General features: G+C 66.7%; 25 protein-coding genes. 10 read left to right on the top strand and 15 right to left on the bottom strand.

The window, feature by feature from the left end:
- Both G6N47_RS25330 and G6N47_RS25335 read right to left on the bottom strand, forming a co-directional pair.
- On the bottom strand, nucleotides 1-813 hold the full coding sequence (locus G6N47_RS25330) for an enoyl-CoA hydratase/isomerase family protein (protein WP_083130792.1): 813 nt from the start codon (nucleotides 811-813) through the stop codon (nucleotides 1-3).
- Between the two features lie 278 nt (nucleotides 814-1,091).
- Nucleotides 1,092-2,006 (bottom strand): LLM class flavin-dependent oxidoreductase, encoded by a 915-nt coding sequence (locus G6N47_RS25335; RefSeq protein ID WP_163659862.1) that lies wholly within the window; start codon nucleotides 2,004-2,006, stop codon nucleotides 1,092-1,094.
- A gap of 48 nt (nucleotides 2,007-2,054) precedes the next feature.
- Here G6N47_RS25335 and G6N47_RS25340 point away from each other — a divergent pair, with 48 nt between their 5' ends.
- Nucleotides 2,055-3,500: a class I adenylate-forming enzyme family protein gene (locus G6N47_RS25340; RefSeq protein WP_139799399.1), complete on the top strand. Its 1,446-nt coding sequence runs from the start codon at nucleotides 2,055-2,057 to the stop codon at nucleotides 3,498-3,500.
- A gap of 182 nt (nucleotides 3,501-3,682) precedes the next feature.
- Here the strand turns inward: G6N47_RS25340 and G6N47_RS25345 are convergent, their stop codons facing one another.
- From G6N47_RS25345 to G6N47_RS25355, 3 genes are all read right to left on the bottom strand, one after another.
- Nucleotides 3,683-4,834 (bottom strand): amidohydrolase family protein, encoded by a 1,152-nt coding sequence (locus tag G6N47_RS25345; protein WP_083130795.1) that lies wholly within the window; start codon nucleotides 4,832-4,834, stop codon nucleotides 3,683-3,685.
- 195 nt (nucleotides 4,835-5,029) lie between these two features.
- Entirely contained in the window at nucleotides 5,030-5,800 is a 771-nt protein-coding gene (locus G6N47_RS25350; RefSeq protein WP_372517475.1) for a FadR/GntR family transcriptional regulator, read from the bottom strand.
- Between the two features lie 90 nt (nucleotides 5,801-5,890).
- Nucleotides 5,891-6,661, bottom strand: a complete 771-nt coding sequence (locus G6N47_RS25355; RefSeq protein WP_083130908.1) for a FadR/GntR family transcriptional regulator — start codon at nucleotides 6,659-6,661, stop codon at nucleotides 5,891-5,893.
- A 107-nt stretch (nucleotides 6,662-6,768) separates the two neighbouring features.
- Here G6N47_RS25355 and G6N47_RS25360 point away from each other — a divergent pair, with 107 nt between their 5' ends.
- From G6N47_RS25360 to G6N47_RS25380, 5 genes are all read left to right on the top strand, one after another.
- Complete coding sequence (locus tag G6N47_RS25360; protein ID WP_083130799.1) at nucleotides 6,769-7,821, top strand: TIGR03617 family F420-dependent LLM class oxidoreductase; 1,053 nt, start codon at nucleotides 6,769-6,771, stop codon at nucleotides 7,819-7,821.
- Between the two features lie 68 nt (nucleotides 7,822-7,889).
- Nucleotides 7,890-8,327, top strand: a complete 438-nt coding sequence (locus G6N47_RS25365; RefSeq protein WP_083130909.1) for a MaoC/PaaZ C-terminal domain-containing protein — start codon at nucleotides 7,890-7,892, stop codon at nucleotides 8,325-8,327.
- The gene (locus G6N47_RS25370) at nucleotides 8,328-9,467 is read left to right on the top strand and encodes a CaiB/BaiF CoA transferase family protein (RefSeq protein WP_083130801.1); all 1,140 of its coding nucleotides are present in this window, start codon (nucleotides 8,328-8,330) and stop codon (nucleotides 9,465-9,467) included.
- Nucleotides 9,464-10,300 carry an enoyl-CoA hydratase-related protein gene (locus G6N47_RS25375; RefSeq protein ID WP_083130803.1) on the top strand — a complete coding sequence of 279 codons (837 nt, stop codon included), beginning with the start codon at nucleotides 9,464-9,466 and terminating at the stop codon, nucleotides 10,298-10,300. The genes G6N47_RS25370 and G6N47_RS25375 overlap by 4 nt, the downstream gene beginning before the upstream one ends.
- 15 nt (nucleotides 10,301-10,315) lie before the next feature.
- Complete coding sequence (locus tag G6N47_RS25380; protein ID WP_083130805.1) at nucleotides 10,316-11,071, top strand: SDR family NAD(P)-dependent oxidoreductase; 756 nt, start codon at nucleotides 10,316-10,318, stop codon at nucleotides 11,069-11,071.
- 94 nt (nucleotides 11,072-11,165) lie between these two features.
- On the opposite strand, the gene G6N47_RS25385 is transcribed toward G6N47_RS25380, so the two are convergent.
- The 10 genes from G6N47_RS25385 to G6N47_RS25430 all read right to left on the bottom strand — a co-directional run bounded on the left by G6N47_RS25385 (nucleotide 11,166) and on the right by G6N47_RS25430 (nucleotide 22,790).
- Nucleotides 11,166-12,359, bottom strand: coding sequence for an RtcB family protein (locus G6N47_RS25385; protein ID WP_232080474.1), 1,194 nt, complete (start codon nucleotides 12,357-12,359; stop codon nucleotides 11,166-11,168).
- A gap of 278 nt (nucleotides 12,360-12,637) precedes the next feature.
- Entirely contained in the window at nucleotides 12,638-13,981 is a 1,344-nt protein-coding gene (locus tag G6N47_RS25390) for an acyltransferase family protein (RefSeq protein ID WP_083130809.1), read from the bottom strand.
- 46 nt (nucleotides 13,982-14,027) lie between these two features.
- The gene (locus tag G6N47_RS25395) at nucleotides 14,028-15,866 is read right to left on the bottom strand and encodes a DUF2339 domain-containing protein (RefSeq protein WP_083130811.1); all 1,839 of its coding nucleotides are present in this window, start codon (nucleotides 15,864-15,866) and stop codon (nucleotides 14,028-14,030) included.
- Between the two features lie 62 nt (nucleotides 15,867-15,928).
- Nucleotides 15,929-16,558 (bottom strand): response regulator, encoded by a 630-nt coding sequence (locus G6N47_RS25400; RefSeq protein ID WP_232080475.1) that lies wholly within the window; start codon nucleotides 16,556-16,558, stop codon nucleotides 15,929-15,931.
- Nucleotides 16,559-16,577: 19 nt separating this feature from the next.
- A complete protein-coding gene (macS, locus tag G6N47_RS25405; protein ID WP_083130815.1) occupies nucleotides 16,578-17,726 on the bottom strand; it encodes a MacS family sensor histidine kinase in 1,149 nt (382 codons plus the stop codon).
- Between the two features lie 123 nt (nucleotides 17,727-17,849).
- A complete protein-coding gene (locus G6N47_RS25410; RefSeq protein ID WP_083130816.1) occupies nucleotides 17,850-18,179 on the bottom strand; it encodes a hypothetical protein in 330 nt (109 codons plus the stop codon).
- Nucleotides 18,180-18,336: 157 nt separating this feature from the next.
- Nucleotides 18,337-19,452 (bottom strand): acyl-CoA dehydrogenase family protein, encoded by a 1,116-nt coding sequence (locus G6N47_RS25415; RefSeq protein WP_083130818.1) that lies wholly within the window; start codon nucleotides 19,450-19,452, stop codon nucleotides 18,337-18,339.
- Nucleotides 19,453-19,549: 97 nt separating this feature from the next.
- Nucleotides 19,550-20,407, bottom strand: coding sequence for an acyl-CoA thioesterase (locus G6N47_RS25420; protein ID WP_083130820.1), 858 nt, complete (start codon nucleotides 20,405-20,407; stop codon nucleotides 19,550-19,552).
- Nucleotides 20,397-21,596 (bottom strand): acyl-CoA dehydrogenase family protein, encoded by a 1,200-nt coding sequence (locus G6N47_RS25425; protein WP_083130822.1) that lies wholly within the window; start codon nucleotides 21,594-21,596, stop codon nucleotides 20,397-20,399. Before G6N47_RS25425 ends, G6N47_RS25420 begins: the two co-directional genes overlap by 11 nt.
- A complete protein-coding gene (locus G6N47_RS25430) occupies nucleotides 21,597-22,790 on the bottom strand; it encodes an acetyl-CoA C-acyltransferase (RefSeq protein WP_083130910.1) in 1,194 nt (397 codons plus the stop codon).
- 74 nt (nucleotides 22,791-22,864) lie between these two features.
- Here G6N47_RS25430 and G6N47_RS25435 point away from each other — a divergent pair, with 74 nt between their 5' ends.
- From G6N47_RS25435 to G6N47_RS25450, 4 genes are all read left to right on the top strand, one after another.
- Entirely contained in the window at nucleotides 22,865-23,683 is an 819-nt protein-coding gene (locus tag G6N47_RS25435; RefSeq protein WP_083130911.1) for an enoyl-CoA hydratase/isomerase family protein, read from the top strand.
- Nucleotides 23,683-24,462 carry an enoyl-CoA hydratase/isomerase family protein gene (locus tag G6N47_RS25440; protein ID WP_083130824.1) on the top strand — a complete coding sequence of 260 codons (780 nt, stop codon included), beginning with the start codon at nucleotides 23,683-23,685 and terminating at the stop codon, nucleotides 24,460-24,462. Before G6N47_RS25435 ends, G6N47_RS25440 begins: the two co-directional genes overlap by 1 nt.
- Nucleotides 24,463-24,466: 4 nt before the next feature.
- The gene (locus tag G6N47_RS25445) at nucleotides 24,467-25,684 is read left to right on the top strand and encodes an acyl-CoA dehydrogenase family protein (RefSeq protein ID WP_083130826.1); all 1,218 of its coding nucleotides are present in this window, start codon (nucleotides 24,467-24,469) and stop codon (nucleotides 25,682-25,684) included.
- Between the two features lie 625 nt (nucleotides 25,685-26,309).
- Nucleotides 26,310-26,561: a DUF732 domain-containing protein gene (locus tag G6N47_RS25450; RefSeq protein WP_139799400.1), complete on the top strand. Its 252-nt coding sequence runs from the start codon at nucleotides 26,310-26,312 to the stop codon at nucleotides 26,559-26,561.

The raw sequence follows: 26,561 nt of genomic DNA on the forward strand, positions 1-26,561 counted from the left end.
CTACTTCTGATTCGAGCGAGCCCGGAACGCGGCCACCCGGTCCTTGAACTCCTGCGTGGTAAACGAGGTGTACTCGGCGGCCAGCGCGTATTCCAACACGCCCAGCGCCGCCCGGCTCAGGTGCATGTTCATCGCGATCTTGGTCGACTGCACCGCTTGCGCGGGCAGCGCGGCCAGTCGTTCCGCCAGCGCCAACGCCTCATCGAGCACCTTGTCGTCGGCGACCACGCGGGTCACCAGGTTGAGTTCTTTGGCAACCGACGCGGTGATCTTGTCACCGAGCAGTACGTACTCTTTGGCTTTCATCATGCCGACCAGCAACGGCAGCATCGCGGCGCCGCCGTCGCCCGCCGTCAGCCCGACCGCCACGTGGGGATCGGCAAGGTAGCTGCTCTCCCCCATCACCAGCAGATCCGAGAGCAACGCGATGGAGCAGCCCAATCCGACGGCCGGACCGTTAACCGCCGACACCAGGGGCTTGCCGAAATTGATCACCTCAGTGAAAACCGTTCGGGCATCGGCGATCTGCTCGGTACGCGCCCGCGGATTCTCGATCAGCCGGCCGAACATCACCATGTCCCCGCCCGCCGAGAACGCCTTGCCGACACCAGTCGTCACGACGGCCCGTACGTCATCATCGTCGAGCAGCGCGCGCCAGATTCTGGTCAGCGCCTTGTGAACCGCCTCGTCAACCGCGTTGAACGCCTCGGGCCGGTTGATGCTGACCACGTGGACTGCACCGACCTTTTCCACCAGCAGCGACGGGGCGAACGCCTCGTATCCGGCCAGCGTGGCCACCTCTGAAGTTGTCATGCGGCTCCCATCAAATCCCGTCGCTGGACAGAACCATCACGGCTCGTTGCGCAGTCAACCCCGGCGACAACGCTGGCGCCGGGGCTGACCGCGGGCTTCTCACAGCAAGGCCGCGCCGATCGAGAAACACTCCTCCGCCGCGCAGCCTCCTATTCCGTTATTCATTTAGCTACATGGTAACAGTTGGCGACGTTTTCGACCATGGCCGGCTCTCCTGCGCCACGGCGACCAACGGCAAGGCCGGCCTTGCCCACGTCTGCCAGACTCGGCGTGGGTCGTCACCAGCCGCGGATGGCCGGCAGCACCTCTGCGGCGAACAACTCGGCACTTCGCTGCCAGGCGTCGGCGTCGCGTGGACCGCCGAAGATGACCGTCTGCGCGCCGGCATCCCGGAATTCCCCGAGCCGCTCAACGACTTGTTGCGGAGTTCCCGTGAGCAGATAGCGGTCGGCAAGCGGCTCGAAGTCCTGCTTGTAGGTCGCGCTGACCGCCGCGATGGCTTCGCGGCGCGCCACCGCCGAATCACGTTCGATCGAGCCCCAACAGAAGATGGCACTCCGGATCGTGCTTGGGTCGCGGCCGAACTGTGCCGCATAAGCCCGAACCGATTCGAGGCTGTCCTCGAGCCGTTGCGGCGTGTACATGTAGGGCATCCACACATCGGCGAAACGCCCGGCACGGCGGAAGGCACCATCGCGGCGACCACCGATCCACACCGGCGGCCACGGGCGTTGAAGCGCAGGCGGATTCAGCGACAGACCGTCGACTCTCGACCACCGGCCGGCGAACTGCACCGGCTCACCACCGACCAGTCGGGTGACCAGCGCCAGCCCTTCGTCGGTGCGTGCCCCCCGCTCCCGCACCGGAACTCCCACGGAGGCGAATTCGGGTGGATACTCACCACCGATGCCCACACCGAAGTCGAAGCGCCCGTTGGACACCTGGTCGAGCGTGGCGACCAGCTTGGCCGCAAGCACCGCCGGATAGAGCGGCAAGATGGTCAGCGCGCTCAGCAGCCGGATGCGCTCGGTGGCGCCGGCGGCCGCGGCGAGCAGGACGAACGCGTTGGGGGTGCGGCCATGAAAAAACAAGTGTTCGCCACATGCCACCCAGTCGAACCCCTGCTCCTCAGCCCATCGCGCCATGGCCGGGACGCGGCGCTGGTCGCGGGGTAACACGAGGCCGGCGCGCATGGTAGGCCTCCTTCCCATCCCATAAATCGATTAATTATCCTACTAATTGTGCACAGTCAACGTAGCTGGTCCGGGCGGGTGCTCGAGACGCTGCTTCGCGATCCGCAGGCACCGGCGATCATCTCTTCGCCCGATCGCTGCACGTGGACGGCCGCCACTCTTCTAGGCATGGCGGCCGGTGCGATCGAGCTGCTCGACGCCCACGGAGCAGCGCCGGGCCAGTATGTCCCGGCACTGCTGAGCACCCGGCCGGCCTCGGTGGCCATGCTGCTGGCCGGTGCATGGTCGCGGCGCCCGTTGGCACCGCTCGGGCCGCACATGACCGAGCGCGAACTTCTGGGCTGCCTCGAGAGCCTGGACGGCGGGCTGCTGGTGGCAGAACCGGAGTGGGCCGACAAGGCCGGCCACCTAGCGGCCAAGACCGGACGACGCGTTGCGATCCTCGATCAGCTGGCACCGGGCGCGGACCCCTGCTCGTTGCGTGGGGAGCCCGCGGTGGCGTTCATGATGCACACTTCCGGCACGACCGGCGCTCCCAAGCAGGTCCTGGTACGTGAAGCGGCGCTGGCGCGCCGCGCCGAAGTCAACGGTGCGTTGTTGCAACTCGGGCCGGGTGCCCGCCTGGCGATCGGCGGCCTGTTTCATCATGTCGCGGGCCTGGGCAACATCGCCGTGGCGCTGGCCAACCAGACCGCGCTGGTGATGTACCCATCGTTCAGCGTGGCGGCCTGGCGGGATCTGGACGCGGTCGCACCGACACACACGGTGACCGTGCCCTCCGTCATCGAAACACTGCTGGACGCAGACGCTTTGAGACTGCCCACCCTGAAAGTCCTCGGCTACGGCGGATCGCCGATCCGCCCGGACACCATGCGCCGGATCCACCACGTGATGCCGGATGTCGCGCTCGTGGAGCTGTTCGGCCAGACCGAGGGCAGCCCGCTGACTGTGCTGAGCCACGACGACCATCGCGCCGCCCTGGGGGGCCGCGAGGAACTGCTGAGATCTGTCGGGCGCGCGGCGCCGGGAGTCGAACTGCGCATTGACAATCCGGGTCCGGACGGTGTGGGAGAGGTATGGGCCCGCTGCGGCCATTCCTTCGTCGTCGACGCCGAGGGCTGGCAGCACACCGGCGATTTGGGCCGCCTGGTAGACGGCTATCTCTACCTCGTCGGCCGCCAGGGCGACAAGATCATTCGCGGCGGTGAGAACGTGTTCCCCGTCGAAGTTGAACACATCCTGCAAAGCCATCCCGGCGTTGCCGAAGCGGCGGTCGTCGGGGTCCCCGATCAGCGGCTCGGCGAGACGATCCGGGCCTGCATCGTGGCCGTCGACCCAGCGTCGCCGCCGAGCGTCGACGAGCTGCGCGCCTACTGCCGGGAAAGGCTGGCCGGGTTCAAGGTTCCCGCGCAATGGACGTTCACGAATGCGTTGCCGCGCAACGCCGCGGGCAAGATCTTGCGCCGCGAACTCGTCTCAGCCGTGAAGGAGTAGCCGTGGCGGAATGCTCGCTGCATGGTATCCCCACTGCTCGGAGAACATACCGCCCAGGTGCTCGGCGAGCGGCTCGGCCTCACCGAGCACGAGCTGGCAGAGCTTGCGACTCGCGGAATCCTTTAGCCAAAGCTCGCCGCTCGCGCAGCCGATGCCTCATCTCGTGTCAGCGGCTGAAGTTTTCATCGGCGATCTGCAGCATCACCTGCGGCGGAAAGGCTTTCACGTTTGTCATCGCTCATCGGCGGGACGGTGAACAGTTCTTCGAAAGTTCCCCGCAACACGCGCTCGACGATGCGCGGGTCGACAGTGTCGAACAGTTGACGCAGCGTCTGCTGGGTGTGGCCGTAGGTTCCCTCCAGGTGCGGATAGTCGTCGCCCCACATCACGTTGTAGTACTGGGTGCCCTCGATGACCTGCACCGCGCTGACGTCATGCTGGAAAGATGCGTAAACCTGTTGGCGCATAATCTCACTGGGCAACCGACTCAGCCGCGGCCGCACAAACATGCCGTGCTGACGGTAGGCCTCGTCCAACCGGTCCCCGAGAGCGGGCACCCAGCCGGCACCACCTTCGGCGATCAGCAGCTTCAAACTGGGGTGGCGGTCCAGGGCGCCGCTGGCCACCAGGTGCGACACCACCCGCATGCCGGGGTAGGTGGTCTCCATGTAGTTGACGATGGCACCGCCCGGCCCGCGGTACACGACGTTGTTCCGCCCGGTTCCGATGTGATAGGCGAGCACCATGCCCGCCGCCTCGGTCGCCGCCCACAACGGCTCCCACAAGTCCAAACCCCAGGCCTTGTCGTCGGGCACGCTGGTGGGCAGGAAGATCGCCTGGAAGCCGTGCTCGGCGGCCCATTCCACCTCGGCGACGGCGTCACCGATGTCGGCAAGCGGCACGATGGCCGGGGTGAAGATCCGGTCCTGGCTCGCCATGAAATCGTCGGCGGCCCACTCGTTCCACGCGCGCACCACCGCACGGGCCAGTTCGGGGTCGGCGATGTTGACCGTCCAGAAGCCCGACGAGGGGAACGCAAGCTGGCACCACACACCTTCCTGGTCCAGGTCTTGTAGCCGGATTGTCACGTCTTTGAAGCCCGGTGGGCGCATCGCATCCATGAAGTCGTTGAGCTGACGGTCGATCTGCTCTCCGTCGACGTAGACGATCTCGTACTTGTCCCCGCGCTCGGTCCGGGGCGCCCGCTCCGCCAGCCGCTTCGGCAGCCGAGAGGTCCACAAGTCGTCTGGCTCCATGACGTGCGAGTCACCGGAATGAGCCCAGATCTTGCGGGCTGTGTCGGCGCTTCCGGTGGCCGGGTCTGCCAATGTCATTCGGGTCTTCTCCTAGTGCGTCTCAGCCATCGATGGATTACCTTACACTGTAAGGTTGAGGGTGTCCACCGGCCACTTCCGCGCAAGAAAGACGGCAGCCATGCTGGGACGTCGGGGCTGTGTTCCGCGCATGTAACGGCGCCCGACACCGGGCAGCTGGTGGATCAGCGACGAGTAGTCAGCACAACTGGTGACCTACCCGAAGCTTGCGGCGGCCAGCACGTCGACGATCGTCTGTTTAGAATCGCCGACCATGTACTTCTCCACGCCGTCCAGGTGCCGACGCCAGTGCCGCTGCGCGGCATCCAGATCCCCGGTGTCGAGCAGCCTGACCAGCTTGGCGTGGGCGCGTTGGGCAGTGCGGTTCGCCGGCACCTCGTAACCCTCGGGATGTGCGGCGATGAATGCCCGATTGTGCGCGCCGATGATGTGAAACAGCATGTCCGCCAACACCTTCAACGTGATGCTGTCGGCTAGGTCGACGACGGCCCGGTGAAATGTGACATCGTGTTCGGCATAGGCCGGCGGATCGTCGACCACTTGTGCGCCCTCGCCGAGCAGCCGCTCCAACTCCTTGACGTTGGCGGTAAGGCGCCGGCCGGCCGCCATCCCGATCGCCGACTCCTCGAGCGTCGCGCGCGCACGGTAGACGTCGAGCAGCGGTGTGCCGAGGGACTGCAGCAGCACGCCCGTGTAGCGTGCGGCCACCGCCGGGTCCGGCTTCAATACCCGCGCACCGCCGTGGGCGCCGCGGAGCACCCGGATCAGCTGTTCGGACTCGAGGATTCGAAACGCCTCGCGCAATGTCGGTCGGGACACTCCGAACTGAGCCATCAGCGCGGCCTCGCCGGGTAGCGGCTCACCCACCTCGAGCTCGCCGGTGACGATCTTGCGCCGCAGCTCCGCCGCAACCAGCTCACCGGCCTTGGGCACCCTGACCGCAGATGCGTCTAGTGGCACTGGCAGCGTGTCCCTTCGGCTCGGCTCTTGCGCACCGTACCCGGCAAGCGTAAGCACATTGTGGCCGATTGCCGCGCCGCCCCACCGGCGGCGCGGTCAGCTCATCAGGTCAAGCACGGTCTTCACATCGGCGCGCAGCAGATAATCGCGGGCCCCGATCAGGTGGCTGCGCCACAACTCGGTGGCTGCGGCCTCATCGGCGGCCTCGATCAGGTCCACGACCCGGTGGTGGGCCTTCAAGCCGCGGCGGCTGGCCTGTGCATGCGCCGCGCTGCCGGCGTCGGATTCGACGTGCTTCCAGTTCGCCAGGTCGATGATGCGCTGGATCATCCCCGCGAGCACCTGCAGCGTCTGATTCCCGGTGAGTTCGATGAGCAGCGCGTGAAACCCGGTGTGGGTGCGAATCGAGGCTTTCGGATTAGCGACCAGTGCATCGTGCTCGTCCAAAGCCTGGCGCAACCGGGCGATGTCGCGCTGGGTGCGTTTGGTCGCCAACAGTCCCACCGCCGCGGGCTCCATCACGATGCGCGCTTCATACAGATCGGCCAGGGTCGTCCCCCGATGCTCGAGGATGAATGCCGCATATCGCGCAGCGACGTCGGTGTTGGGCACCCGCACCAGCGCGCCGCCGTGCGCTCCCCGCCTGATCGTGATCAGCGATTCGGCTTCCAGGATCCTAAACGCCTCGCGCAGGGTTGGCCGCGAAACCCCGAAGCGGGCCTGCAGTTCCTGTTCGGAGGGAAGTGCTTCGCCTTCGGCCAGCTGGCCTCGCACGATCTGTCGCCGCAGCCGATCGACGATGACCTCGGCCATCTTCGGCACGTGCAGACGCTGATCGGCCGCGTCATCGGCAGGTTCGGCTGTCATGGCCATCCACAATCAACTAAAACATTAAGCCTATCGAGAGTACAGGATCGGCTGGCGCACCAGCTGCTAATTTGGCATATATGTATAACTGATTATACTATACGCCGGTGAGGATCGATGCCAAGCTGACCTGGGCCGACGGCGGCAAGCAGTCGCTGACTGGCTTCGCCGAAGGTGCCCGAACGGCCGAATCCGACGGATATCACGGCCTGTGGAGCGCGGAGTCGGCCCACGATCCGTTTCTGCCGTTGATCGCCGCGGCGCACGTCACGTCCACGTTGCAGCTGGGCACCGCGATCGCCGTGGCGTTCGCCCGCAATCCGATGTCGCTGGCCTACACCGCCCATGATCTGCAAACCCTCAGCGAGGGAAGGTTTCTGCTCGGCCTCGGCAGCCAGGTCCGTCCGCACATCGAGCGCAGGTTCGGCATGCCATGGAGCCGGCCCGCCGCACGGATGCGGGAATTCATCGAGGCGATGCGCGCGATCTGGACCGCATGGGCCACCGGTGAGCCACTTCGCTTTCGCGGCGATTTCTACAGCCACACTCTGATGACCCCCTTCTTCGCGCCGCCGCCCTCACCGTTCGGGCCACCCGCCGTGTATCTGGCCGCGGTGGGCGAGCAGATGACCGAAGTCGCCGGCGCAGCCTGCGACGGATTGCTGCCGCACCCCTTCACCACCGCGCGATATCTGCGCGAGCGCACACTGCCCGCGGTGCAACGCGGGCTCGCCAGTTCGGGCCGAAGCGCCGAGAATTTCTCGATCAGCCTGTCCGGTCTGGTGGTGTCGGGGCGAACCGAAGAAGAGATGGCGCAGGCCATGCACGGCGTCAAGCAACAGATTGCGTTCTACGCGAGCACCCCCGCCTACTACCCCGTGTTGGAGCTGCACGGCTGGGGTGACCTTGGGCATCAACTGACCGCACTGTCGCGCAGCGACTCCCCCGACCGCTGGACCCGGATGGGCGGGGTGATCGACGACGACATCGTCGCGGCGTTCGCGGTCGTCGCCGAACCCGACCGTCTCGGCCACGCGATAGCCGAGCGTTACGGCGACATCGCCGACCGCTTCAACTTCTACGCGCCCTACGAGCACGACCCCGGCCTGTGGATGCCCGCAATCGACTACCTGTCCGACCGTGAAAGGACCCGCCCGTGACCACCGCCGACACCCACCTGCGCAGCTCCGAGGTCGAACCCCTGGTGCGGGGTAAGACCTGGGAGGAAATGAAGCCGGGCACCAGTTTCCGCACCGCTAAACGCACCGTGACCGAAGCCGACCTGGTTCAATTCGTGACCTGGGGCGGCTTCAACGAAGCGTTGTTCTTCGACGCCTCGCATGCCGCGGCCGGCGGCTACACCGGCCGGCTGGTGCCCGGGGCGATGGTCTACTGCATCGCCGAAGGCCTCATCATCCAGACCAACGTGCTCAACGGCACCGGCCTGGCGTTCATGAGCATGGAGCTGTCGGTGAAAAAGCCGGTGTATGTCGGTGACACGTTGCACGCCATCGTCACCACCACCGAGTCACGAGCCACCAGTAAGCCCGGACGCGGCGTGGTCACCGCAACGGTCAGCGTGCGCAACCAGCATGACGAGGAGGTGCTCGTCTTCACCCCGGTGCGCTTGATCCGGGGCGCCGATTATGAGGAAGCGCAGCGCTGAATGGGGCCATTGCAGGGCATCCGGGTTCTCGAACTCGCCGGCATCGGCCCGGCACCGTTCGGCTGCATGCTGTTAGCCGATCTTGGTGCGGAGGTGGTCCGCGTCGAGCGCGCGACAGGTGCGTCGACGATCGACGGCGCAGGCCGCGCAGGATCCGATCCCAAAAAGTATGTGCCGCACCGCGGGCGGCGCTCCATAGCGCTGGATCTCAAGTCGCCGGCCGGACGTGACACACTGCTGGCGCTTGTCGAGCGCGCCGACGCGCTCGTCGAGTCTTTTCGCCCCGGGGTTGCCGAACGGCTCGGCGTCGGGCCCGACGTTTGCCTGGCACGCAATCCGCGCCTGGTGTATACCCGCATGACCGGGTGGGGTCAAAGCGGTCCGCTGGCCGATGCGGCCGGACACGACATCAACTACATCGCGGTGGCGGGCGTGCTGGACAACTTCCGGCGAACCGGTGAACGTCCGCTGGCGCCGCTTAACGTGGTGGGCGACATGGGCGGCGGCGGCATGCTTTTGGCGTTCGGGATCGCAGCCGCACTAGTGCATGCTGGGCGCACCGGTCGCGGCCAGGTGGTCGATGCCGCCATGGTGGACGGGGCGGCACTGCAGCTGGCGACGACGATCGGGATGCGCGCGCAGGGCCGCTGGCCCGGTGCGCCGGGTTCGAACGTCTCCGACAGCGGCGCACCGTTTTATGAGGTGTATGAGTGCGCGGACGGTCGCTTCATCGCCGTCGGCGCCCTCGAAGAGCCGTTTTGGGATGAGTTCGTCAAACGCCTTGGCGTAGCGCCGGATTCGCTGCCCGACCGCGACGACCCAACGCTGTGGCCAGAAGGCAAACGGCGGCTGGCCGAGGTGTTTGGGACCCGATCGCGTGACGAGTGGGCCGCCGTGTTCGACGGCAGCGACGCCTGCGTGTCGCCGGTACTGAGCCTCGACGAGGCGCCGCATCACCCCCATGCCGTGGCCCGATCGGCGTTCATCGAGGTCGCCGGCACCGTACAGCCCGCTCCCGCACCGCGTTTCAGCAGGACTCCCGCCGCCGCGCCGACACCTCCGCCGCCGCGCGGCGCCGACACCGAAGCGGTGTTACGAGATTGGGGCATAGGGGATTTGGCAGTGGAAGGAACACCATGACAGAAGCCACCACCGGGCAGCAGCCGGTAACGCGAGCGGTCACCGACGGCGTCGCGGTGTTGACCTGGAATCGCCCCGGGCGCAACAACGCGTGGACCGTGCCGATGGAGAACGAGTACTTCCGCCTCCTCGAAGAGTGCGGGAATGACCCGTCGGTGCGGGTGATCGTGGTAACCGGCGTCGGGCGCAGCTTTTGCCCTGGCATGGACGCCGGTGTGCTGGCCGAGAACGCCCGGAACGGCACGACCACCGAACCTCATCTACGAACACCGTTTACGTTGCCGCGCTCGATTCCCAAGCCGATCATCGCGGCAATCAACGGCGCCTGCGCCGGCATCGGATTCGTCGCGGCGATGAACTGCGACTTGCGATTCGCCTCGTCAACGGCCAAGCTCACCACCTCGTTCGCGCAGCGCGGCATCATGGCCGAGCACGGGCTGGCCTGGTCGCTGCCGCGCAACATCGGCGTGTCGAAGGCATTGGATCTGTTATTTTCCGCGCGGGTTGTGATGGCGCCCGAGGCGGCCGAGCTCGGCATCGTCGACCGGGTGTACGAACCGGACGAGCTGATGACCCAGACGCTCGACTACGCAGCGAACCTCGCCCGCAATTCCTCGCCGCTGGCGATGGGGGTGATCAAGCGGCAAGTGTATGCGGCACAAGAAAGTTCGCATGAAGAGGCCCGTACACTGGCCTTGCGGTATTGGATGGGCCTTTTGCGCCATCATCCCGACTTCAACGAGGGCATCACCAGTTTTCTGGAGAAGCGGCCGCCGCGGTTCGCGGCGTGGGATCCGTCCACGCCGCTTGAGCCTCCCCCACTTCCGCGCTGATCAACGGTGAGCGACATGACACTTGATGGACGCACCGCACTGGTCACCGGTGCAGCGGGCGGCATAGGCAACGCGATCTGCCGGCACCTGGCACGAGCCGGCGCGAACGTGGCCATGTGTGACCTCAACGGCCAGGCCGCCGAGCAGCTCGCCGCCGAACTCGCGGGGACCGCCAACGGACAGCTGGCCGGGTACGCCATGGACGTGACCGACAGCGCCGATGTCGCCGAGGCCGTCGCGGCCGTCCAGGCCCGGCAGGGAGCAGTGGACATCCTGGTCAACAACGCCGGCATCGACAAGATCGAACCGTTCGTCGAATCGGCCGAAGACACCTGGAAAAAGGTCGTGTCGGTCAACTATCTCGGCGCCGTCATCGTCACCCGCGCAGTGCTCGACGGGATGATCGAGCGCCGCTACGGGCGAATCATCAATATCGGTTCCGACGCCGGCCGCGTTGGATCCTCCGGCGAGGTGGTGTATTCGGGTACGAAGGGTGCGGTCATCGCGTTCGGTAAGGCGCTGGCCCGCGAAACCGCCACCAAGGGAATCACGGTCAACACGGTGTGCCCGGGACCAACCGACACCGCGCTGCTCAAACAGATCTCCGAGCGCAGCCAGTCCATGTATGACGCGTTGGCGAAAGCGGTGCCGATGAAGCGCATCGGCACGCCCGACGACATCGCCCCGGCGGTGGTGTTTTTCGCCGGCGACGGCGCGGCATACATCACCGGCCAAACACTGTCGGTCAGCGGCGGCCTGACGATGGCCTAACGCGATCGCCGCGGCCGCGCGCCGCGCCGCGGCCCCAGATGGACGATGACGCTTGTCGACGCGGTCCACCGAGCGCGTCGTCGGCACACCGCGATCATTCTCCTTTCACGTTGAGGATTTGACGCAGCTGGTGTTCCACCGTCACCAGCTCGGCCGCGTCTGCCATCACCGCGTCGATCGGCTTGTAGGCGTCGGGTATCTCGTCGACCCAGGCGTCACCGTGTCGGTACTCGATGCCTTGCATGCGCTGCGCCAGATCGTCGGCGGTGAACAATTCGCGGGCCTTGTTGCGCGAGTAACGCCGCCCGGCGCCGTGCGGCGCCGAGCACAAGGCGGACGGAGAGCCCTTGCCGCGCACCACATACGAGCGTGTACCCATGCTTCCCGGTATCAGGCCCCGGACCCCTTCGTGCGCGTCGATCGCGCCCTTGCGGGTAACCCACACGTCGCGGCCGCCGTGGTTTTCCTTGGCCGTGTAGTTGTGGTGCGCGTTGACCCGGTCCACCTCCAGTTCATCTGCCCGGTCGGGGTCGCAGCCCATCCAGTGGGCGAAGGCCCGGCGGAAGCGGTCCATCATCTCGGCGCGGTTCTCCAGCGCGAACCTCTGCGCCCATTTCAGCTCCCGAAGGTAGCGGCCGAATTCCGGCGTGCCTTGCGCAAGGTACGCCAGATCGGGGTTGGGCAGCTTGATCCACCATTGCTTGCACAGCTTCTGCGCGACCTTAATGTGGCGTTGCGCGATCTTGTTGCCCACGCCGCGGGAACCGGAATGCAGAAACAACCACACGCGCTCCTGCTCATCGAGGCACAGCTCGATAAAGTGGTTGCCGCCGCCGAGCGAACCGAGCTGCAGACGCCAGTTCGGTGAGTGGGTGAGATCCACCTCGGCGTCGCCGGCGAGCTTCTCCAACAGCGCGATTCGCTTCGCGGTGAACGAGAAGTGCTCAGTGGAGGTGTTATAGCTTCCCTTGCTCATCGGGATAGCGGACTCGATCGAGCGCCGCAGCGCGGCGAGGTCGCGGCCGGCCAGTTCGTCAGTGGTGAAATCCATTCGAGCGGCGATCATTCCGCAGCCGATGTCGACACCGACGGCTGCCGGTATCACCGCGTCGATCGTGGGAATGACGGTGCCAACCGACGAACCCTTACCGAAGTGTGCGTCCGGCATCAGCGCGACATGCGGGTGCACGAACGGCATCGACGCTGTCTCTTTGGCCTGCTGTAGGGTCGAGTCGTCGAGCTCGCTGGCGAAGTTCAGCAGCTTGCAGCCGTCGACCTTCTGTGACACCACTATTCGTCGTCCTCCCGGTCCGGCCTGGCCTGGGCGCAGCCGAGCATAAACTCACCTTCCGTCAGTCGAATCGCCATAGCGTAGTGCGCAACCATAACCGGGCGCGACCGATTAAATCACCGCCTGCGACGGTAAACGTGTTCGCGTTCCGGTCGCACGCTCACGGCGCTGACCGTCCAATTCGTTCAGCCAGACGCCGCGGACGCACATCACCGATCAGCGCAGCCGCGGTACGGCGTGTAGCTCTCGGGATAACGCCGAAAGCGCGTGAGGTATCAATGATCCCGCCCTGGGTTCGCCATGGCGGGTGCCAGAGCTTGATGTGCGCGGGGCCGCGTGGACGCGAGCGCCCGGGCGGCCACCAGCGCGGTCACGGTGGTGGCTTGGAAGTACAGGCCTACATCTTTGAGGCCCCAATGGATCGACACCAACGTCGCGGCCCCGGCCACGCACAGCAGCGTACCGATCACCCGGCCGCGCCCGACGGTCTTGACGGGTGCGGCGCGGTCCCAACCGGGCAGCGGGTTGTTCTCCAAGGGCCGCAGTGCGATGAACAGTGTTGCGACGACGCCGCTCATCAGGAGTATCTGCGCGGCGCTGACCACGACGAAATCGGGCTGGCCGGGGTAGCGGGGCAGGCCGAGTTCGTCGAAGAGCAGGTGGACGCCCAGCAGTGCGGGGATGTGCCACAAATACAGGGTCATGGCACCGGAGTTGCCGAGCGCTGTCCACCACCACACGCGTGGCCGCTGCGCCCACCGGCTGATCGCCGGGGCGGCGGCGATCGCCACGAGACTCAGGACGATGGCGTGGCCGGCCATCAACAGCGACGGCGGGCTGGTGTTGGACAGGTGGTGGTCACCGGTGCCGACCATGCTCACCTGGTAGGGCCCCCACCACACCAGCGCGAGGTTCACCGCGAACATCGCGGCGGCGATGGTGAGCGCAGCGCGGCCAGTGAGCAATCGGCGGCGGTAGGCGACGCCGAACATGGCGGGGATCAACCAGACCGCGAGGTTCAGATAGCCGAGCGACGACGCGGCAGGCCAGTGCAGCCGGACGACGTCGATGACGGCGATGGCCCCGTAGACGGCACTCACACCGGCGGCCAGGCGGACCGTGGTAGTGATGCGATACAGCGCCGGCATCGCGGCGAGCACCAACACGTAGGCACCCAAAAACCACATCGCCTGGGTGGCCACACCGGCGATCGGGTCGTAGACGTGTTGTGGCAGAACACAATGCAGCGCAGTGAGTGCGATTGCCCAGAATCCGAGGTAGTAGAACACCGGCCGGAATAGTCGGGTGCACCGTGTCATCAGCCAGTTGCCCCAGTTGGTACCGGGCTGCCAGGACGTCAGGCATGCGGCGGCGCCGGCGAAAAAGAACAGCGGCATGATCTGGAAGATCCAGGTCAGCGCCTGGAATGCAACGGATTTGGTGAGCAGGTTGTCCCAGATGAGGACCCCGCCGCGGATCGTACTGATCGCCATCAGGGTGTGGCCGGCTACCACGGCGATCAGGGAGGTGATGCGGATGACGTCCAGCGCACGGTCGCGCCCGGCCGGAGTGCTCGCCGCCAGTTCGTCGGGCGTGGGGAGTCCGGTCAACGTTGTCATGATGTATTCAGATGCCTTTCGGTGAAGCGCTTTTCGCGATGGTGGGTCAGTGTTGGAGGGTGCGGTCATACGGGGCCAGGGAGCGGGCGTAGCCGGTGCCCATGGCGAGCAGCACCAGGCCCACGACGATGAAGGCGGTCACCCGGAAGATGCCGTCGAGGGTGCCCAGATCGAACAGGAACAGCTTGGCCGTGGCTGCCGCAGTCAATGCCAGACCGCCGCTCACCGCGACAGCCCGCTTCTGGTTCGACTGCCGGCGCGCATAGCCGAAAAGTGCAGCGGCCATGGCGATCCAGCAGATCGTGGCCGCCATGTGCCCGGCCAGGAACCCGGCACTGGCGCCGCCGATCAGCACCCCGGCGGTCACGCTGAACATCGTGACGGAGTAGACGAGTTGCGCTACGCCGGCGATGGCCAGCAGCCGGGTGATGTCGGGATCGCGTGCGTCGATCAGGGTGTGCACCGGTGCCATGGCCGCCACATAGCCGATGGCCAGCAGGCTGGTGGCCATGGTGGCGACCGCGACCGACGTCGGCACCGCGGTGCCCGTCAACAGGTTGCCCGGAGGGGCGTAGTGCAGGAATTCGGCAAGTCCGATGAAGCCGAATCCTGCTGCGACCCAACGGGCGATCGCGTTGCGCCGGCCCGCGACCGCGACGACGATCGCCATCGCCAGCAGCACCGGGGGTTCGAGGTAGCCATGGAACGCGGTGGTGACCGCGATGAGCGCCGATGCTGCCGACAGCACCGACCAGACCTGCACGACGATGCGGGGCAGCTCGCGGCCCAGCACGACCAGTGCGAGCAGGCCCGCGGCGAGGCTGCCGGTCAACAGCGTGGCCAGCACCCGGTCGACGGCCACGCCGCTGGCGAGCACCGGCAGCGTTCCCGCCGCCGCCAACACAGCGAGCGCGGCCTTGTTGGTGATGGTGGCGACCAGCGCGAGCCCCGAGACGATGGCCAGCAGCGCGGCCAGGCCGCAGGCGGCGCCCACCAGCCACGGGTCATCCCGACCGATCGTCGATAACGCGATCAGCGACGGCACCGTGGGTGCGGCGATACGGGCGGCGTACATCCAGATCCAGTCCTTGCCCCACTGCAGGGCCAGGGCCGCCACCGACAGGGCGAGCATGAAACCGATGACCATGAGATCGACGCCGCGCGTGATGGCCGGCGCCAGGCCGACCAACGGGACTACCACCAGCAATCCGAGGTGCTCGGAGTCCCAACTCCGCGCCAGAGCCAGGCCCGCACCGCCCACGACGGCGGCGAGCACCAGCCCGGCCGCGGCCGGCACCCAGTGGTAGATGGTGGTCACGGCGATGACGTCGAGGTAGCCGGCGGCGATACCGGTGGCGGCCATCGCGATCGCGCCGACGCGCCCACCCGGCCGGCTGGCCAGCCGGGCGCCGACGGTCACGAGTGCGGCGGCCAGAGCGCCGCCACCGGCCACCCGGATCTCCGGCCGCAGCAGGCCGGCTCTGGCGGCCAAAACCAGCAGCAGCACGACACCGACCAGCGTGACGGCGACCCCGGCGACGGCCAGGATCTTGCCGATCGCGCCGGAATCCGCCAACCGCCACTCCCGCGGCTCCCGCGGTGTGCGGGTGCGCGGCGGCGGCCAGCCCGGCGGCGGTGCTGGTTCACTGCGCTGCACCTGCGCCGGCCGGGCAGGGGCGGGCGGTGGTGTGGGCCCGGGTTCCGCTGGGGCGGGCGGCGTCGACGGCGCGGCTGGTGCGGGCGCGACACGCCGCGGCGCGCCCGCCGCCCACGACGCGAAGTAGCGGTCGAGTTCGGCCAAGTCCGCCGAGACGCGCGACATCTGCCGCGAGATCGACGCGAAATCAGCCGACAATCGGGTGATCACCACATGCGGTTCGGTCATAGCTGCCACGATCGCGGGCGACCGATCGAAATGGATGAGTAGAACTACCTGACTTGGGCCAGCTATTCGTGCAAGCCGTGCTCGATGGCGTAGCGGGTCAACTCCACCCGGTTAGCGACCTGAAGCTTCCGGAACGTCGCCTGAACATGATTTTCCACCGTGCGGTGACTCAGCGAGAGCCTGCTGGCGATCTGCTTGGCGGACAGCCCTTTGGCAACCAACCGCAACACCTCGGTTTCCCGCTGCGTGAGCGCCGGGGTGGCCGGGCCCGCCTGCGGGCTGCGTTCCAGGCGGCGATATTCACCCAACACCAGCCCGGCCAAACCGGGGGTGAACACGGCCCGGCCCGCCGCGGTGGCGTGCACGGCCTGCGCCAGCTCGGCGCTCGAGGCGCTCTTGACCAGATACCCCAGCGCGCCGGCCTTCACCGCTTGCAAGACGTCGTCACGCTCGTCAGACGCCGACAACACCAGCACTCGTGAAGCCGGCGAGACCTCCAGGACCGCGGTGGTGGCCTGGACGCCGTCGCCGTCGGCCAGCCGCATGTCCATCAGGACGACGTCGGGTTTGACCACCGCGGCGCGCCGCCGCGCCGAGGCGACGCCGTCGGCGGTGGCGACCACGACAAAGCCATTGTCGGCGAGGTCGCGGGCGACCGCGTCACGCCAGATCGGATGGTCGTCGACCACCATCACCGTCAACGATGTCTGCTCAGCCACGACGTTGCTCCGCCCGCGGGACGGTAAGCTCCCATTCGGTGCCCGCGCCGACATCGGTGCTCAGGTGCGCGCTGCCGCCCAGCGAGGCCAGCCGTCCCACAATGGACTTCGAGATCCCGACATGGCCTTGCTCGACCGCCTCGTCGAGGCGGCCGGCGGGAATGCCCACACCATCATCGCGGACACTGACCGTCACCGCATCGCCCAGGTCCTCCAGCAGCACGAATGCCCGGGCGTCCGGGCCTGCATGCGAGCGCACGTTGTCCAGCGCGTTGCCGACCGCGGCGTCCAGTTCGTCAGCCGCATGCCGCAGCAGGGGCACCGGCGTGGCCGGCAAGCTGACCGACACCCGGTCGTCCTGTCGGCGGGTCAGCAGGGTGCGGATGTCGACCGTCGTCGCGTCGCCGTCGCGCGGCAACTCCGCCGAGGCCACCAGCCGGCGCAACACCCGTTCTTGTTCGCCTGCCAAATCCGCCAATTCGGCCGCGTCGCCGCCGATCTCGCGGCCACGCTTGGATACCAGCGCCAACACCTGGATCACACCGTCATGAACGTGGCGCGACAGGCGTTCGCGTTCCTCGACGGCGACCGATAACCGGATCGCCCGCTGCAGATCCTCGTGGGCGCGTCGGGCAGTCTGTGCGGCCATGCCGATAGCCAACCCGAGCGCGATCTCGATGATGAGGGTGGCGTTGTGACTCATGTCGAGGGTGAAGTAGTTTTTGACGGCGAAATTGGTCGCCATCACGGCTATTCCCGCCGCCATCCCGCCGACCGGACCGAACAGCAGCGCCGCAGAAATCGTCGGATTGGTCGCCCACAGCGTCGTGGGCCAGGTCTGGTTGTCCGCCGCCCACTGCGCCGACGCCACAATCCTGTTCGAGCACATCAACGCGACAACGACCACAAGCTCGGCGATCACCCATGCCGGGCGGCGCCCGAACCCCCGCACATAAGCGACCGCACACGCCACACTGAACCCGAGCAGCACCGCGCACAATGCCCATGCGAGCGCGGGCCGGGCCAAATCGGCATTGACCGCGACCTGGAATCCCAGCGCATACAGGCAACTCAGCAAACGAAACACCTGCGCCGCCCGCCACAGCGGCGTGACCGGATCACTGCTGCGGGCCGTCGCCACCGGCCCAGCATATGGCTGGCTGGTGGCGAGCGGCGAGTGGCCAGATTTAGCCGATCAGGCGCAGCACCGGCCATCGACAGGTGCTCGACGGTTTACATCACCAATACCCTGCTTGGCGAACGATCACCCGATGCGCACGCGGTAGCTGTCGTCGGGGCAGGCATGGGCCAGCGCAGCGACATTCTCGTTGAATTGCGTTGTGACCCGCGTGAAGTCCTGCGTCGACGAGGTCGCGGGCTGTGCGCTGCGCTTGTCGTCGCGAATGGCCGGGATGAGCGCGGCGATCTGGCCGGCCAGTGCGGCGGCGTCATGTGCGCGCCGGGCCAGGCCGGGATCGCGCAGATGTGTTGCCTGGCTGTTAAACTGGGCGACCAATGTCGCGTAGTCGCCGGTGATGGGTCTGGTGGGCTCGTTAATGTCTTTTGGCGACGCTGTCGGTGAATCGGTCGGCATCGTTGACTAGGGCGCGCACAGTGGCGCAGTCCGGTTGCGGCCGGTGTTGGTAGGCAACGAGCGCGACCCCGGCGCCGATCGCACCAGCGGCACAGGCGGCGACTGCGCTGATCCACCATTTGCGGCGGGTCATCATGTCGCCCCAGCTTAGAGCTCGTTAGATTCCGATCAGATCGGCCAATCGCTGGCGATGCAGATCAGAACTGCCCAAGAAGAGCTGCGTGTTCTTGGCGCGCTTCAAGTACAGATGTGCGGGATGCTCCCAGGTGAATCCGATACCGCCGTGGATCTGGATGTTTTCACCGCACGCGGACAGGTAGGTGTCGGCGCAAAAAGCCTTCGCCAGGCTGGCCAGCTTCGGCACGTCGGGATCCCCTGCTGAGGCCGCCCACAGCGCGTAATACGCCGCCGAGCGTGAGGATTCCAGCTCGACGAGCATCGACGCGCATTTGTGCTTGATCGCTTGAAATGAGCCGATGGGCCGGCCGAACTGTTCACGCACCTTCGCGTAGTCAACGGCCATGTCAAGCACCTTCGCGGTGCCGCCGAGCGCTTCGGCCGACAGTGCGATCATCGAATGATCGAGCATGGTCTGGATCGCGCGCTGGCCGCGATCCAGGGAACCGATCAGCTTCGCCGGTGTGTTGCCGAACTCGATCCTGGCCTGCTTCCTGGTCTGATCCATGGTCTGCAGGGGCACTCGCGTCAACCCGGCCGTGCCACCGTCGACGGCGAACACCCCGACTCGGTCGTTGCTACGCGCTGCGACGAGCACCACATCGGCGATCGCCCCGTCAAGTACATACGATTTGTGCCCCGAAATCGTCCATCCGCCAGCCGATTCGGTGGCCGTGGTGGTCACGTCTGCGGGCAGCCACGAACCGGAGTCCTCGGCGATCGCCACTGTGCCGATCAACTCACCGGACGCGATAGCCGGAAGGTACTGCTTCATCGCGTCGTGGTCGTCGGCCGCCAACAGCAGTTGGGTGGCCATCACGCATGAGGCGAAGAACGGCGACACCACCAGCGCCCGGCCCATCTCTTCGAGCGCGATGCCCAGTTCGACGAAAGTAAAGCCGCTGCCGCCGTATTCCTCGGGTAACGCCAGGCTTTGCAGCCCGAGTTGCTCGGCCATCTGCCGCCACAACGCCTTGTCGTAGCCTGCGGGGTCCGCCATCTGCTCACGCACCGCTGACTCGGGGGACTTCTTGTCGAAGAAGTCGCGTAAGACCTCCTGCAGGGTGGCCTGGTCCTCATTCAGTGCGAAATCCACCGTTACCTACCTCCCCGCCAAAGGAATTGCCGGTCGACCTCGTCGACCACGGCAGTCGTCGCACTTTCCCAACCATGTCACCGCCTGTCTGCTTGATCTAGCCGTAGTCCGCGGGTAGCGGGCGGATGAGCCCCTCCTGCACCGCCGACATCACGAGCGTGCCGTCTGCGCTGTAGGTGTGCGACATCGCCAGACCGCGCCCGCTGGCGGCCACCGGTGAATGGTGGTCCACCAGTTGCCATTCCCCGGCGCGGATCGGGCGGTGGAAGTACACGCTGTGGCTGAGCGTGGACATCAGGTATTTCTTGACCGTGGGCGGCTCGTGTGGCAGCCGGATCGATGCGACCATCGTGAAATCGCTGAGGTAGGTGGCCAGGGCGGTCTGCAACCGAGGGTCGTCGCAGCCGTCGCCGACCGCGCGGCACCAGAACAGGCGACGCCCCACCGGGTCGGCGACGTCCGCCGCCACGACCCGCATCTGAATGTCGCGGTCTTGTTCGGCCCACCGGGTCCACGCGGTGCCCTCGGCGTCCTGGATCGGCGGAAGCTCCTCGGGCGGCGGGGTTTTCGGCATCGTCAGCTGGTGTGTCAATCCCGTCTCGAACACGTGGTAGCCCACGGTGGCCATCAGCACCGGCCGGCCGGCGTTGAGCACCTGCACTGTCCGTGTCGAAAACGAGCGACCATCGCGGACCCGGGATATGTTGTGTTCCAACGGATGCGCGGGATCACCGGGTGCCAGATAGGTGCACTGCAGCACATGCGCGGCGCGGTCCGCGTCGACCGTGGCATTGGCGGCCGCCAGTGCCTGTGCGGCCAGCTCTCCGCCGTAGATGCGTGGTGGTGCCGCCGGAGCCCGGCCGACGAACCTGTCCGCCCCGTCAGGCTCGAGCCGCAGCCGATCGACAAGCCTGTCGGCCAGCCTGGCGACCTTGCCGTCACTATCACCTGTCATGTGTGCTCTCCCAGCGAGGTTCGCGAGGCAATCCCAACGTCCGTTCGGCAAGCAAGTTGAGCTGGATCTGTGTCGTTCCCCCGTATATCGATTCCGCTCGGGAGGCGAGCATCACCTGCTGTAACCGGTCGAGCTGATACCCGAAGCCGACGAGCTCGCTGGCGGGTCCTTCCGCGCGCATGCCGAGCTCGCCCATCCGCTGGTGCGCCGTGGCGGCGAACACCTTCGCCGCGCTGGCCTGCGCGCCGGGATCCCCGCCGCCGCGGTTGAGGGCACTGAGCAGCCGGCGCCCGTTCCACTCCATGATCCGCGCATCGCTCCAGGCTCTGGCAAGTTCGGCGCGCATCACGGCGCGCGTGTGCCGGCCGGTGCTGCGGGCTGCGTCGATCATCGCGTCGACCTCGCGTTGGATCCGCAGATGCTCGGCCAGCAAGGTGGTGCCGCGCTCGGTGCCCAGCGCACCCATCGCCACTGGCCAGCCCTGATCCACGCCGCCGACGACCAGATCCGCCGCAGTGCGCGCGCCGGTGAAATAGATCTCGCAGAAATCGCGGCCGCCCAGGATGTTTGGGATCGGGCGGACCTCCACCCCGGGCTGGTTAGCGGGAACCAGCAGCAGGGAGATTCCCTTGTGTCGCGGCGCCGACGGGTGGGTGCGGCACAGCACATAGAACCAATCGGCGTGCACCGCCAACGACGACCAGATTTTCTGGCCGTCGATCACCCATTCGTCGCCGTCGCGAACGGCCTTGGTGCGCAGGCTCGCCAGATCCGAGCCGGCGCCGGGCTCGCTGAAGGCCTGCGCCCACAGCTCCTCGGCGGCGGCGATCTTCGGCAAGAACCTGCGTTTGTGGTCGTCGTCGCCGAACGCCAGCAGCGTCGGCCCCAGCAGATCTTGTCCCTGCACACCCGCCCGGTACGGGGCGTCGGCGCGGGCATATTCGAGCTGGAAGATCAACTGCTCGTCGACCCCGGCATCACTTCCGCCGTACTGCTCGGGCCAGCCGATGCACAGCCACCCGCCGGCCGCGAGCTCCTTGTCCCACGCCAGCCGAACGTCGAATGCCGCGTCGTCCCAGGAGAATCCGACCCCGCAATGTTGTGCGAACTCGCCCACCAGATGCTCGGCGAGCCAGGTGCGCACCTCGTCGCGGAAGTCACGCAGCTGCGGGGTCAGTGCCAGGTCCATTCAGATCCGCTCGATCAGGGTGCCGGTGCCCATGCCCCCGCCCACACACATGGTGACCAGGCCGTAGCGCCCGCCGGTTCGTTCCAGTTCGCCCAGGCACTTGGTCAGCAGCACGCCGCCGGTCGCGCCCAGCGGATGGCCCAACGCAATAGCGCCGCCGTTGACGTTCACATTGGATAGATCGGACTTCATCTCATGGGCCCATGCCAGCACGACCGAGGCGAAGGCCTCATTGACTTCGATGACGTCGAGATCATCGAGTGTGAGGTTGTTGCGCTCGAGGATCTGCGCGGTGGCGTTGATCGGCCCGGTCAGCATCATCACCGGGTCGCTGCCGACGAGCACGGAGTCCACCACCCGGGCCCGCGGGCGAACGCTGAGCGCCGCGCTGCGTTCTGCGGCCATGATCAGCAGCGCGGAGGCGCCATCGGAGATCTGCGACGACGTGCCGGCGGTGTGCAATGCGCCGGGACGGTCTTTCAAGTTGACTTTGAGTGCGGCAAGCCCGTCGCGTGTCGTCGGACGCGGCCCCTCGTCGACGGCAACGGTTGCGGTGCCGGTCACCTTTCCATCGCTGTCGGCCACGGGCGCCTTCACCGGCACGATCTGAGTGGCGAATCGGCCTTGTTCGATGGCTGCGGCTGCCCGCTGCTGCGACATGACCGCGAACTCCTCGAGCTGATCGCGGGTGAAACCCCACGCTCCGGCGATGCGATCGGCCGCCTCGAATTGCGTGGTGATCTCGTAACGGCGCTCGTAGCGCGCCGACTTGGACCGCCCGAGTTCGGGCACCAGGCTGGCCGTCATCGGCACCTGGCTCATCGACTCCACACCGCCGGCCACTGCAACGTCGACCACCCCTGCCGCGACCAGCCCGTAGGCCAGCGTGAACGCCTGCTGCGACGAACCGCACTGCGCGTGGACGGTGCACGCGCCGACACCCTGATCCAGACCCGCGGCCAACCACGCGCTGCGGGTGATGTTGCCGCTCTGCTGGCCCACCTGGCTGACACATCCGCCGGTGACCTGTCCGACCAGCGCCGAATCGATGCCCGCCCGGTCGATGAGTCCGGCGAGCACATCGGCGAAAAGATCCGGTGCCGGGTAGTGCGAAAGCCCGCCGTTGCGTTTGCCGACCGCGGAGCGGACAGCCTCTACGATCACTACCTCGGGCACCGCAGGACCTCCCGCCATTGAATGAATCATTTAACTATATCATGGTAAGCTGTCCGCCGAACATCAAAGAGGCGGCGGGGAAAGGCGAGCAGATGGCGCAGTGGTACAACGAGTTTCCCAGCCTGCGATTCGACCGGCCCGCCGCAGATGGCGTACTGCACCTGGTGCTCGACGCGCCGGGCCTCAATTCCGTTGGGCCCCAGATGCATCGCGACCTGGCAGACGTGTGGCCGGCGATCGAACGAGACGACACGGTGCGTGCGGTGCTGGTCCGCGGCGAGGGCACGGCGTTTTCCTCGGGCGGCAATTTCGACCTGCTCGAGGAAATGACCGACGACTACTCCAGTCGGATGAGAATCATGCGCGAGGCGCGTGACCTCGTGCTCAACATGGTCGCCCTCACCAAGCCGGTGGTGTCGGCCGTCGTCGGGCCGGCGGTGGGCGCCGGACTTGTCGTCGCGATGCTTGCCGACATCTGCGTGGCGGGGCGCACCGCGAAAATCATCGACGGCCACACCCGCCTCGGGGTCGCCGCCGGTGATCACGCGGCGATCTGCTGGCCGCTGCTGGCCGGGATGGCCAAGGCCAAGTACTACCTGCTGACCTGCGAGCCGCTACGCGGTGATGAGGCCGAGCGCATCGGGCTGGTTGCCAAGTGCATCGACGACGACGAGGTCGTCGCGGTGGCAACCCGCATCGCCACCGAGCTCGCGGCCGGCGCGCAATCGGCGATCCGGTGGACCAAGCACAGCCTCAACCAGTGGTATCGGATGTTCGCCCCGACGTTCGAGGCGTCGTTGGGCCTGGAATTCCATGGCTTTGGCGGGCCCGAAGTACGTGAGGGCATTGCCGCGCACCGGGAAAAGCGGCCGCCGCGATTTTCCGACATCCCGTTCACGACGACGCTGTGATGGCCACCGCGATCAGTTATCGGGTCCACGACGCGGTGGGCTGGGTCCGGCTCGACGGCCCCGACCGGCTCAATGCCATCGGCACCACGACCTACACCGAGCTTGCCGACGCGATCGGTCATCTCGGGCGGCAGCGTCAAGTCAGGGCGGTCGTGGTGCACGGCGCCGGCCGGGTGTTTTCGGCCGGCGCCGACATCGAGGAGATCCGCGGCTTCGCCGGTCGTGGCGAGTTCGAAGCGTTCATTCACGGCTTCACCGACGCGCTCGACGTCGTCGCGGCCAGCAGGCTGCCGGTGATCGCCGCCATCCACGGCGCGGCGCTCGGCGGTGGTCTCGAGCTTGCCCTGGCCTGCGATCTGCGGGTCGCCGCCCGCGACACCAAACTCGGGCTGCCCGAAGCCAAGCTCGGCGTCCTTCCCGGCGCCGGCGGCACACAGCGACTCCCCCGCCTGGTGCCGCCCGGGGTCGCCGCCGAGATGCTGATGCTGGGCGACCCCATCTCGGCCGAACGCGCATATTCCCTCGGCCTGATCAATCGGCTCAGCGAGCCGGACACCGTCCTGCAGGTCGCCGCAGAGCTGGCCGGGCAACTCGCGGCCGGCAGCATGCAGGTGCCGGCAGCGGCGAAGTCGTTGCTGCGCAGCACACTTCGGTTAAGTGTTGATGACGGGATCACGCAGGAGCGCGCTGTGGTGGCCGACCTATTCGACACCCCCGATGGCCGGGAGGGTTTCTCGGCGTTCCTCGACAAGCGTGCACCGCAATTTGTCAGCGAGTAACCCAATGGATCCACGATTTCCACCTGAGGCCGAGGCGTTTCGCGCCGAGATCCGCGCCTTTTTGGCCGAGCACCTACCCGCCGACTGGGCCGGGGTGGGCGCGCTCGACACCGCCGAGGCGACCGCGTTTACCGAGCAGTGGCGCGGCGTTCTCGCCGAGCATGGTTACCTGGCGCCGGTCTGGCCGAAGCGGTATGGCGGCGGCGGGATGTCCAAGCTGCAGCAGGTTGTCATCGCCGAAGAGTTCGCCAAGTCCGGCGTGCCGACCTACGGAGCCAACGACAACTTCGGCATCAAGATGATCGGCAACCTGTTGTTGATGTTCGGCACCCACGAGCAAAAGCAGCACTACCTGCCGCGCATCATCAACCGTCAAGACCGCTGGTGCCAAGGCTTTTCAGAGCCCGGCGCCGGCTCGGATCTGGCCGCGGTCAAGACCAGCGCGGCCCTGGACGGCCACGAGTGGGTGATCAACGGCCAAAAGATCTGGACGTCCGACGCGACCACCGCGAACTGGATTTTCCTGCTGGCGCGCACCGACCCGGACGCGCCCCGCCACCGCGGCATCAGCATGTTGCTGGTGCCGCTGGATCAGCCGGGCATCGAGATCCGCCCGATCACCATGCCCACCGGCAGCCGCGCCTTCAACGAAGTCTTCTTCAGCGATGCCCGGACCCGCGCCGACGACGTCGTGCTGGGCGTGAATCAAGGCTGGAAGGCCGCGATGGCGCTGCTCGGCCTGGAACGCGGCGACGAGGCGGCCACCAACCCGGTGCTGTTTCGCGCCGAGATCGACCGTCTCATCGCGCTCGTGCAGGAGCATGGTCTGTCCGGCGATGAGATCGTTCGTGATCGGCTCGCCCACGCCTACACCAAAGTGGAGATCATGCGCTTCCTCGGAGCGCGCATGCTCACCGGCTGGCTGCGGGGCGACCCACCGGGCACCGAGGCCTCGGTGTCGAAGCTGTATTGGAGTGAATACCACCGTTGGGTGACCGACCTGGCGATGACGTTGCTCGGACCGGCCGGACTGATCCCCGAAGGCCGGCCGCCGTTGCGCCATTACCGTGCCGACGATCCCGGCGCGCCCAACTCGACGGCGTCGTGGTCACACACCTGGCTCGCCGCGGTGTCGGGCACCATCTATGCCGGCACGTCGGAGATCCAGCGCAACATCCTGGCCGAGTCCGCGCTCGGGCTGCCGCGTGAAGCCCGTGGCTGATGTGTGGTCAGCAGAAGTAAGTAAGTATCGTTCGCCTCGAACAGGCAACAGGAGATCGTCGACAGCTGTCGCTGACCCCCGGCCACCGAGGAACTCCGGCGGTTGGATCCGCTGCACGAGGGTCGGCAACGACTTGGCCGTCGCCAAAGCACAGAGGTGTATTTCCCGGACCCGTACGCCATGGACTTCCACCGTGTGCAAAGCCGGTACGTCAGCTAGCGAGCTTGATCAGCGGGCCAGGCAAAGGATGGGTCAATCCGCGCTGATTTTGTTGAAAGCGACGTTCGTCCAATCCCTCAGGCGCATACTTTGCCGGTAGAGGGGTCTGAAGGTCGAGATTCTGATGATCAGCGCGCCTCCGCGCCGGCGACTTATGCAGCCTTACTCAGCAACCCTACGGTTGAGCCTGAGTAGGCGAACCAAGATCGCTACGAGTCTTGTCGGAGGAGCACTCGGGTTAGTTGCGGTAGGGGTCGCGGCACCAGCTAGCGCGTACCACGGTGGTTGCTACGTAGATAACTACGGCAACTGCTCGTATGCGCCGCTCAGCTTAGCCACCGAGGAGCACTCGCCAGCCGATAGGGCGGCCTGGGGAACCACCCCCGATCAGCACTTCGCCTACTTCGTGACACACGACGACGATGCCCCCGGCTTCGTGATCATGGATTTCCCGAGCCTAAAAGGGCAAGCATTGTGGGGTTGTCAGGAGGAAACCAACGGTATGCGTAGCCTCGACGTGGTCCATGCGCTTGAGAGGGCGGGCGGGTACACATTCGATCAGGCCAACAACATCCATGCCGCGGCCGTTACCATCTATTGCCCTTGGAACGCCCACCTTCCACCGCCCTCCATGCCGACCGCGCCGGCGCCAGAATAA

This window comes from Mycobacterium branderi (assembly GCF_010728725.1).
Classification (GTDB): Bacteria; Actinomycetota; Actinomycetes; order Mycobacteriales; family Mycobacteriaceae; genus Mycobacterium; species Mycobacterium branderi.

Bases quoted from the DNA above. Each gene is read 5' to 3' on its own strand.
- G6N47_RS25420 (WP_083130820.1), bottom strand. From the start codon at position 20,407: ATGACAGGTGATAGTGACGGCAAGGTCGCCAGGCTGGCCGACAGGCTT.
- G6N47_RS25345 (WP_083130795.1), bottom strand. From the start codon at position 4,834: ATGACATTGGCAGACCCGGCCACCGGAAGCGCCGACACAGCCCGCAAG.
- G6N47_RS25370 (WP_083130801.1), top strand. From the start codon at position 8,328: ATGGGGCCATTGCAGGGCATCCGGGTTCTCGAACTCGCCGGCATCGGC.
- G6N47_RS25430 (WP_083130910.1), bottom strand. From the start codon at position 22,790: ATGGCGGGAGGTCCTGCGGTGCCCGAGGTAGTGATCGTAGAGGCTGTC.
- G6N47_RS25375 (WP_083130803.1), top strand. From the start codon at position 9,464: ATGACAGAAGCCACCACCGGGCAGCAGCCGGTAACGCGAGCGGTCACC.
- G6N47_RS25335 (WP_163659862.1), bottom strand. From the start codon at position 2,006: ATGCGCGCCGGCCTCGTGTTACCCCGCGACCAGCGCCGCGTCCCGGCC.
- G6N47_RS25390 (WP_083130809.1), bottom strand. From the start codon at position 13,981: ATGACAACGTTGACCGGACTCCCCACGCCCGACGAACTGGCGGCGAGC.
- G6N47_RS25435 (WP_083130911.1), top strand. From the start codon at position 22,865: ATGGCGCAGTGGTACAACGAGTTTCCCAGCCTGCGATTCGACCGGCCC.
- G6N47_RS25425 (WP_083130822.1), bottom strand. From the start codon at position 21,596: ATGGACCTGGCACTGACCCCGCAGCTGCGTGACTTCCGCGACGAGGTG.
- G6N47_RS25355 (WP_083130908.1), bottom strand. From the start codon at position 6,661: ATGACAGCCGAACCTGCCGATGACGCGGCCGATCAGCGTCTGCACGTG.
- G6N47_RS25330 (WP_083130792.1), bottom strand. From the start codon at position 813: ATGACAACTTCAGAGGTGGCCACGCTGGCCGGATACGAGGCGTTCGCC.
- G6N47_RS25445 (WP_083130826.1), top strand. From the start codon at position 24,467: ATGGATCCACGATTTCCACCTGAGGCCGAGGCGTTTCGCGCCGAGATC.
- G6N47_RS25400 (WP_232080475.1), bottom strand. From the start codon at position 16,558: ATGGTGGTCGACGACCATCCGATCTGGCGTGACGCGGTCGCCCGCGAC.
- G6N47_RS25395 (WP_083130811.1), bottom strand. From the start codon at position 15,866: ATGACCGAACCGCATGTGGTGATCACCCGATTGTCGGCTGATTTCGCG.
- G6N47_RS25440 (WP_083130824.1), top strand. From the start codon at position 23,683: ATGGCCACCGCGATCAGTTATCGGGTCCACGACGCGGTGGGCTGGGTC.
- G6N47_RS25410 (WP_083130816.1), bottom strand. From the start codon at position 18,179: ATGCCGACCGATTCACCGACAGCGTCGCCAAAAGACATTAACGAGCCC.
- G6N47_RS25380 (WP_083130805.1), top strand. From the start codon at position 10,316: ATGACACTTGATGGACGCACCGCACTGGTCACCGGTGCAGCGGGCGGC.
- G6N47_RS25365 (WP_083130909.1), top strand. From the start codon at position 7,890: ATGAAGCCGGGCACCAGTTTCCGCACCGCTAAACGCACCGTGACCGAA.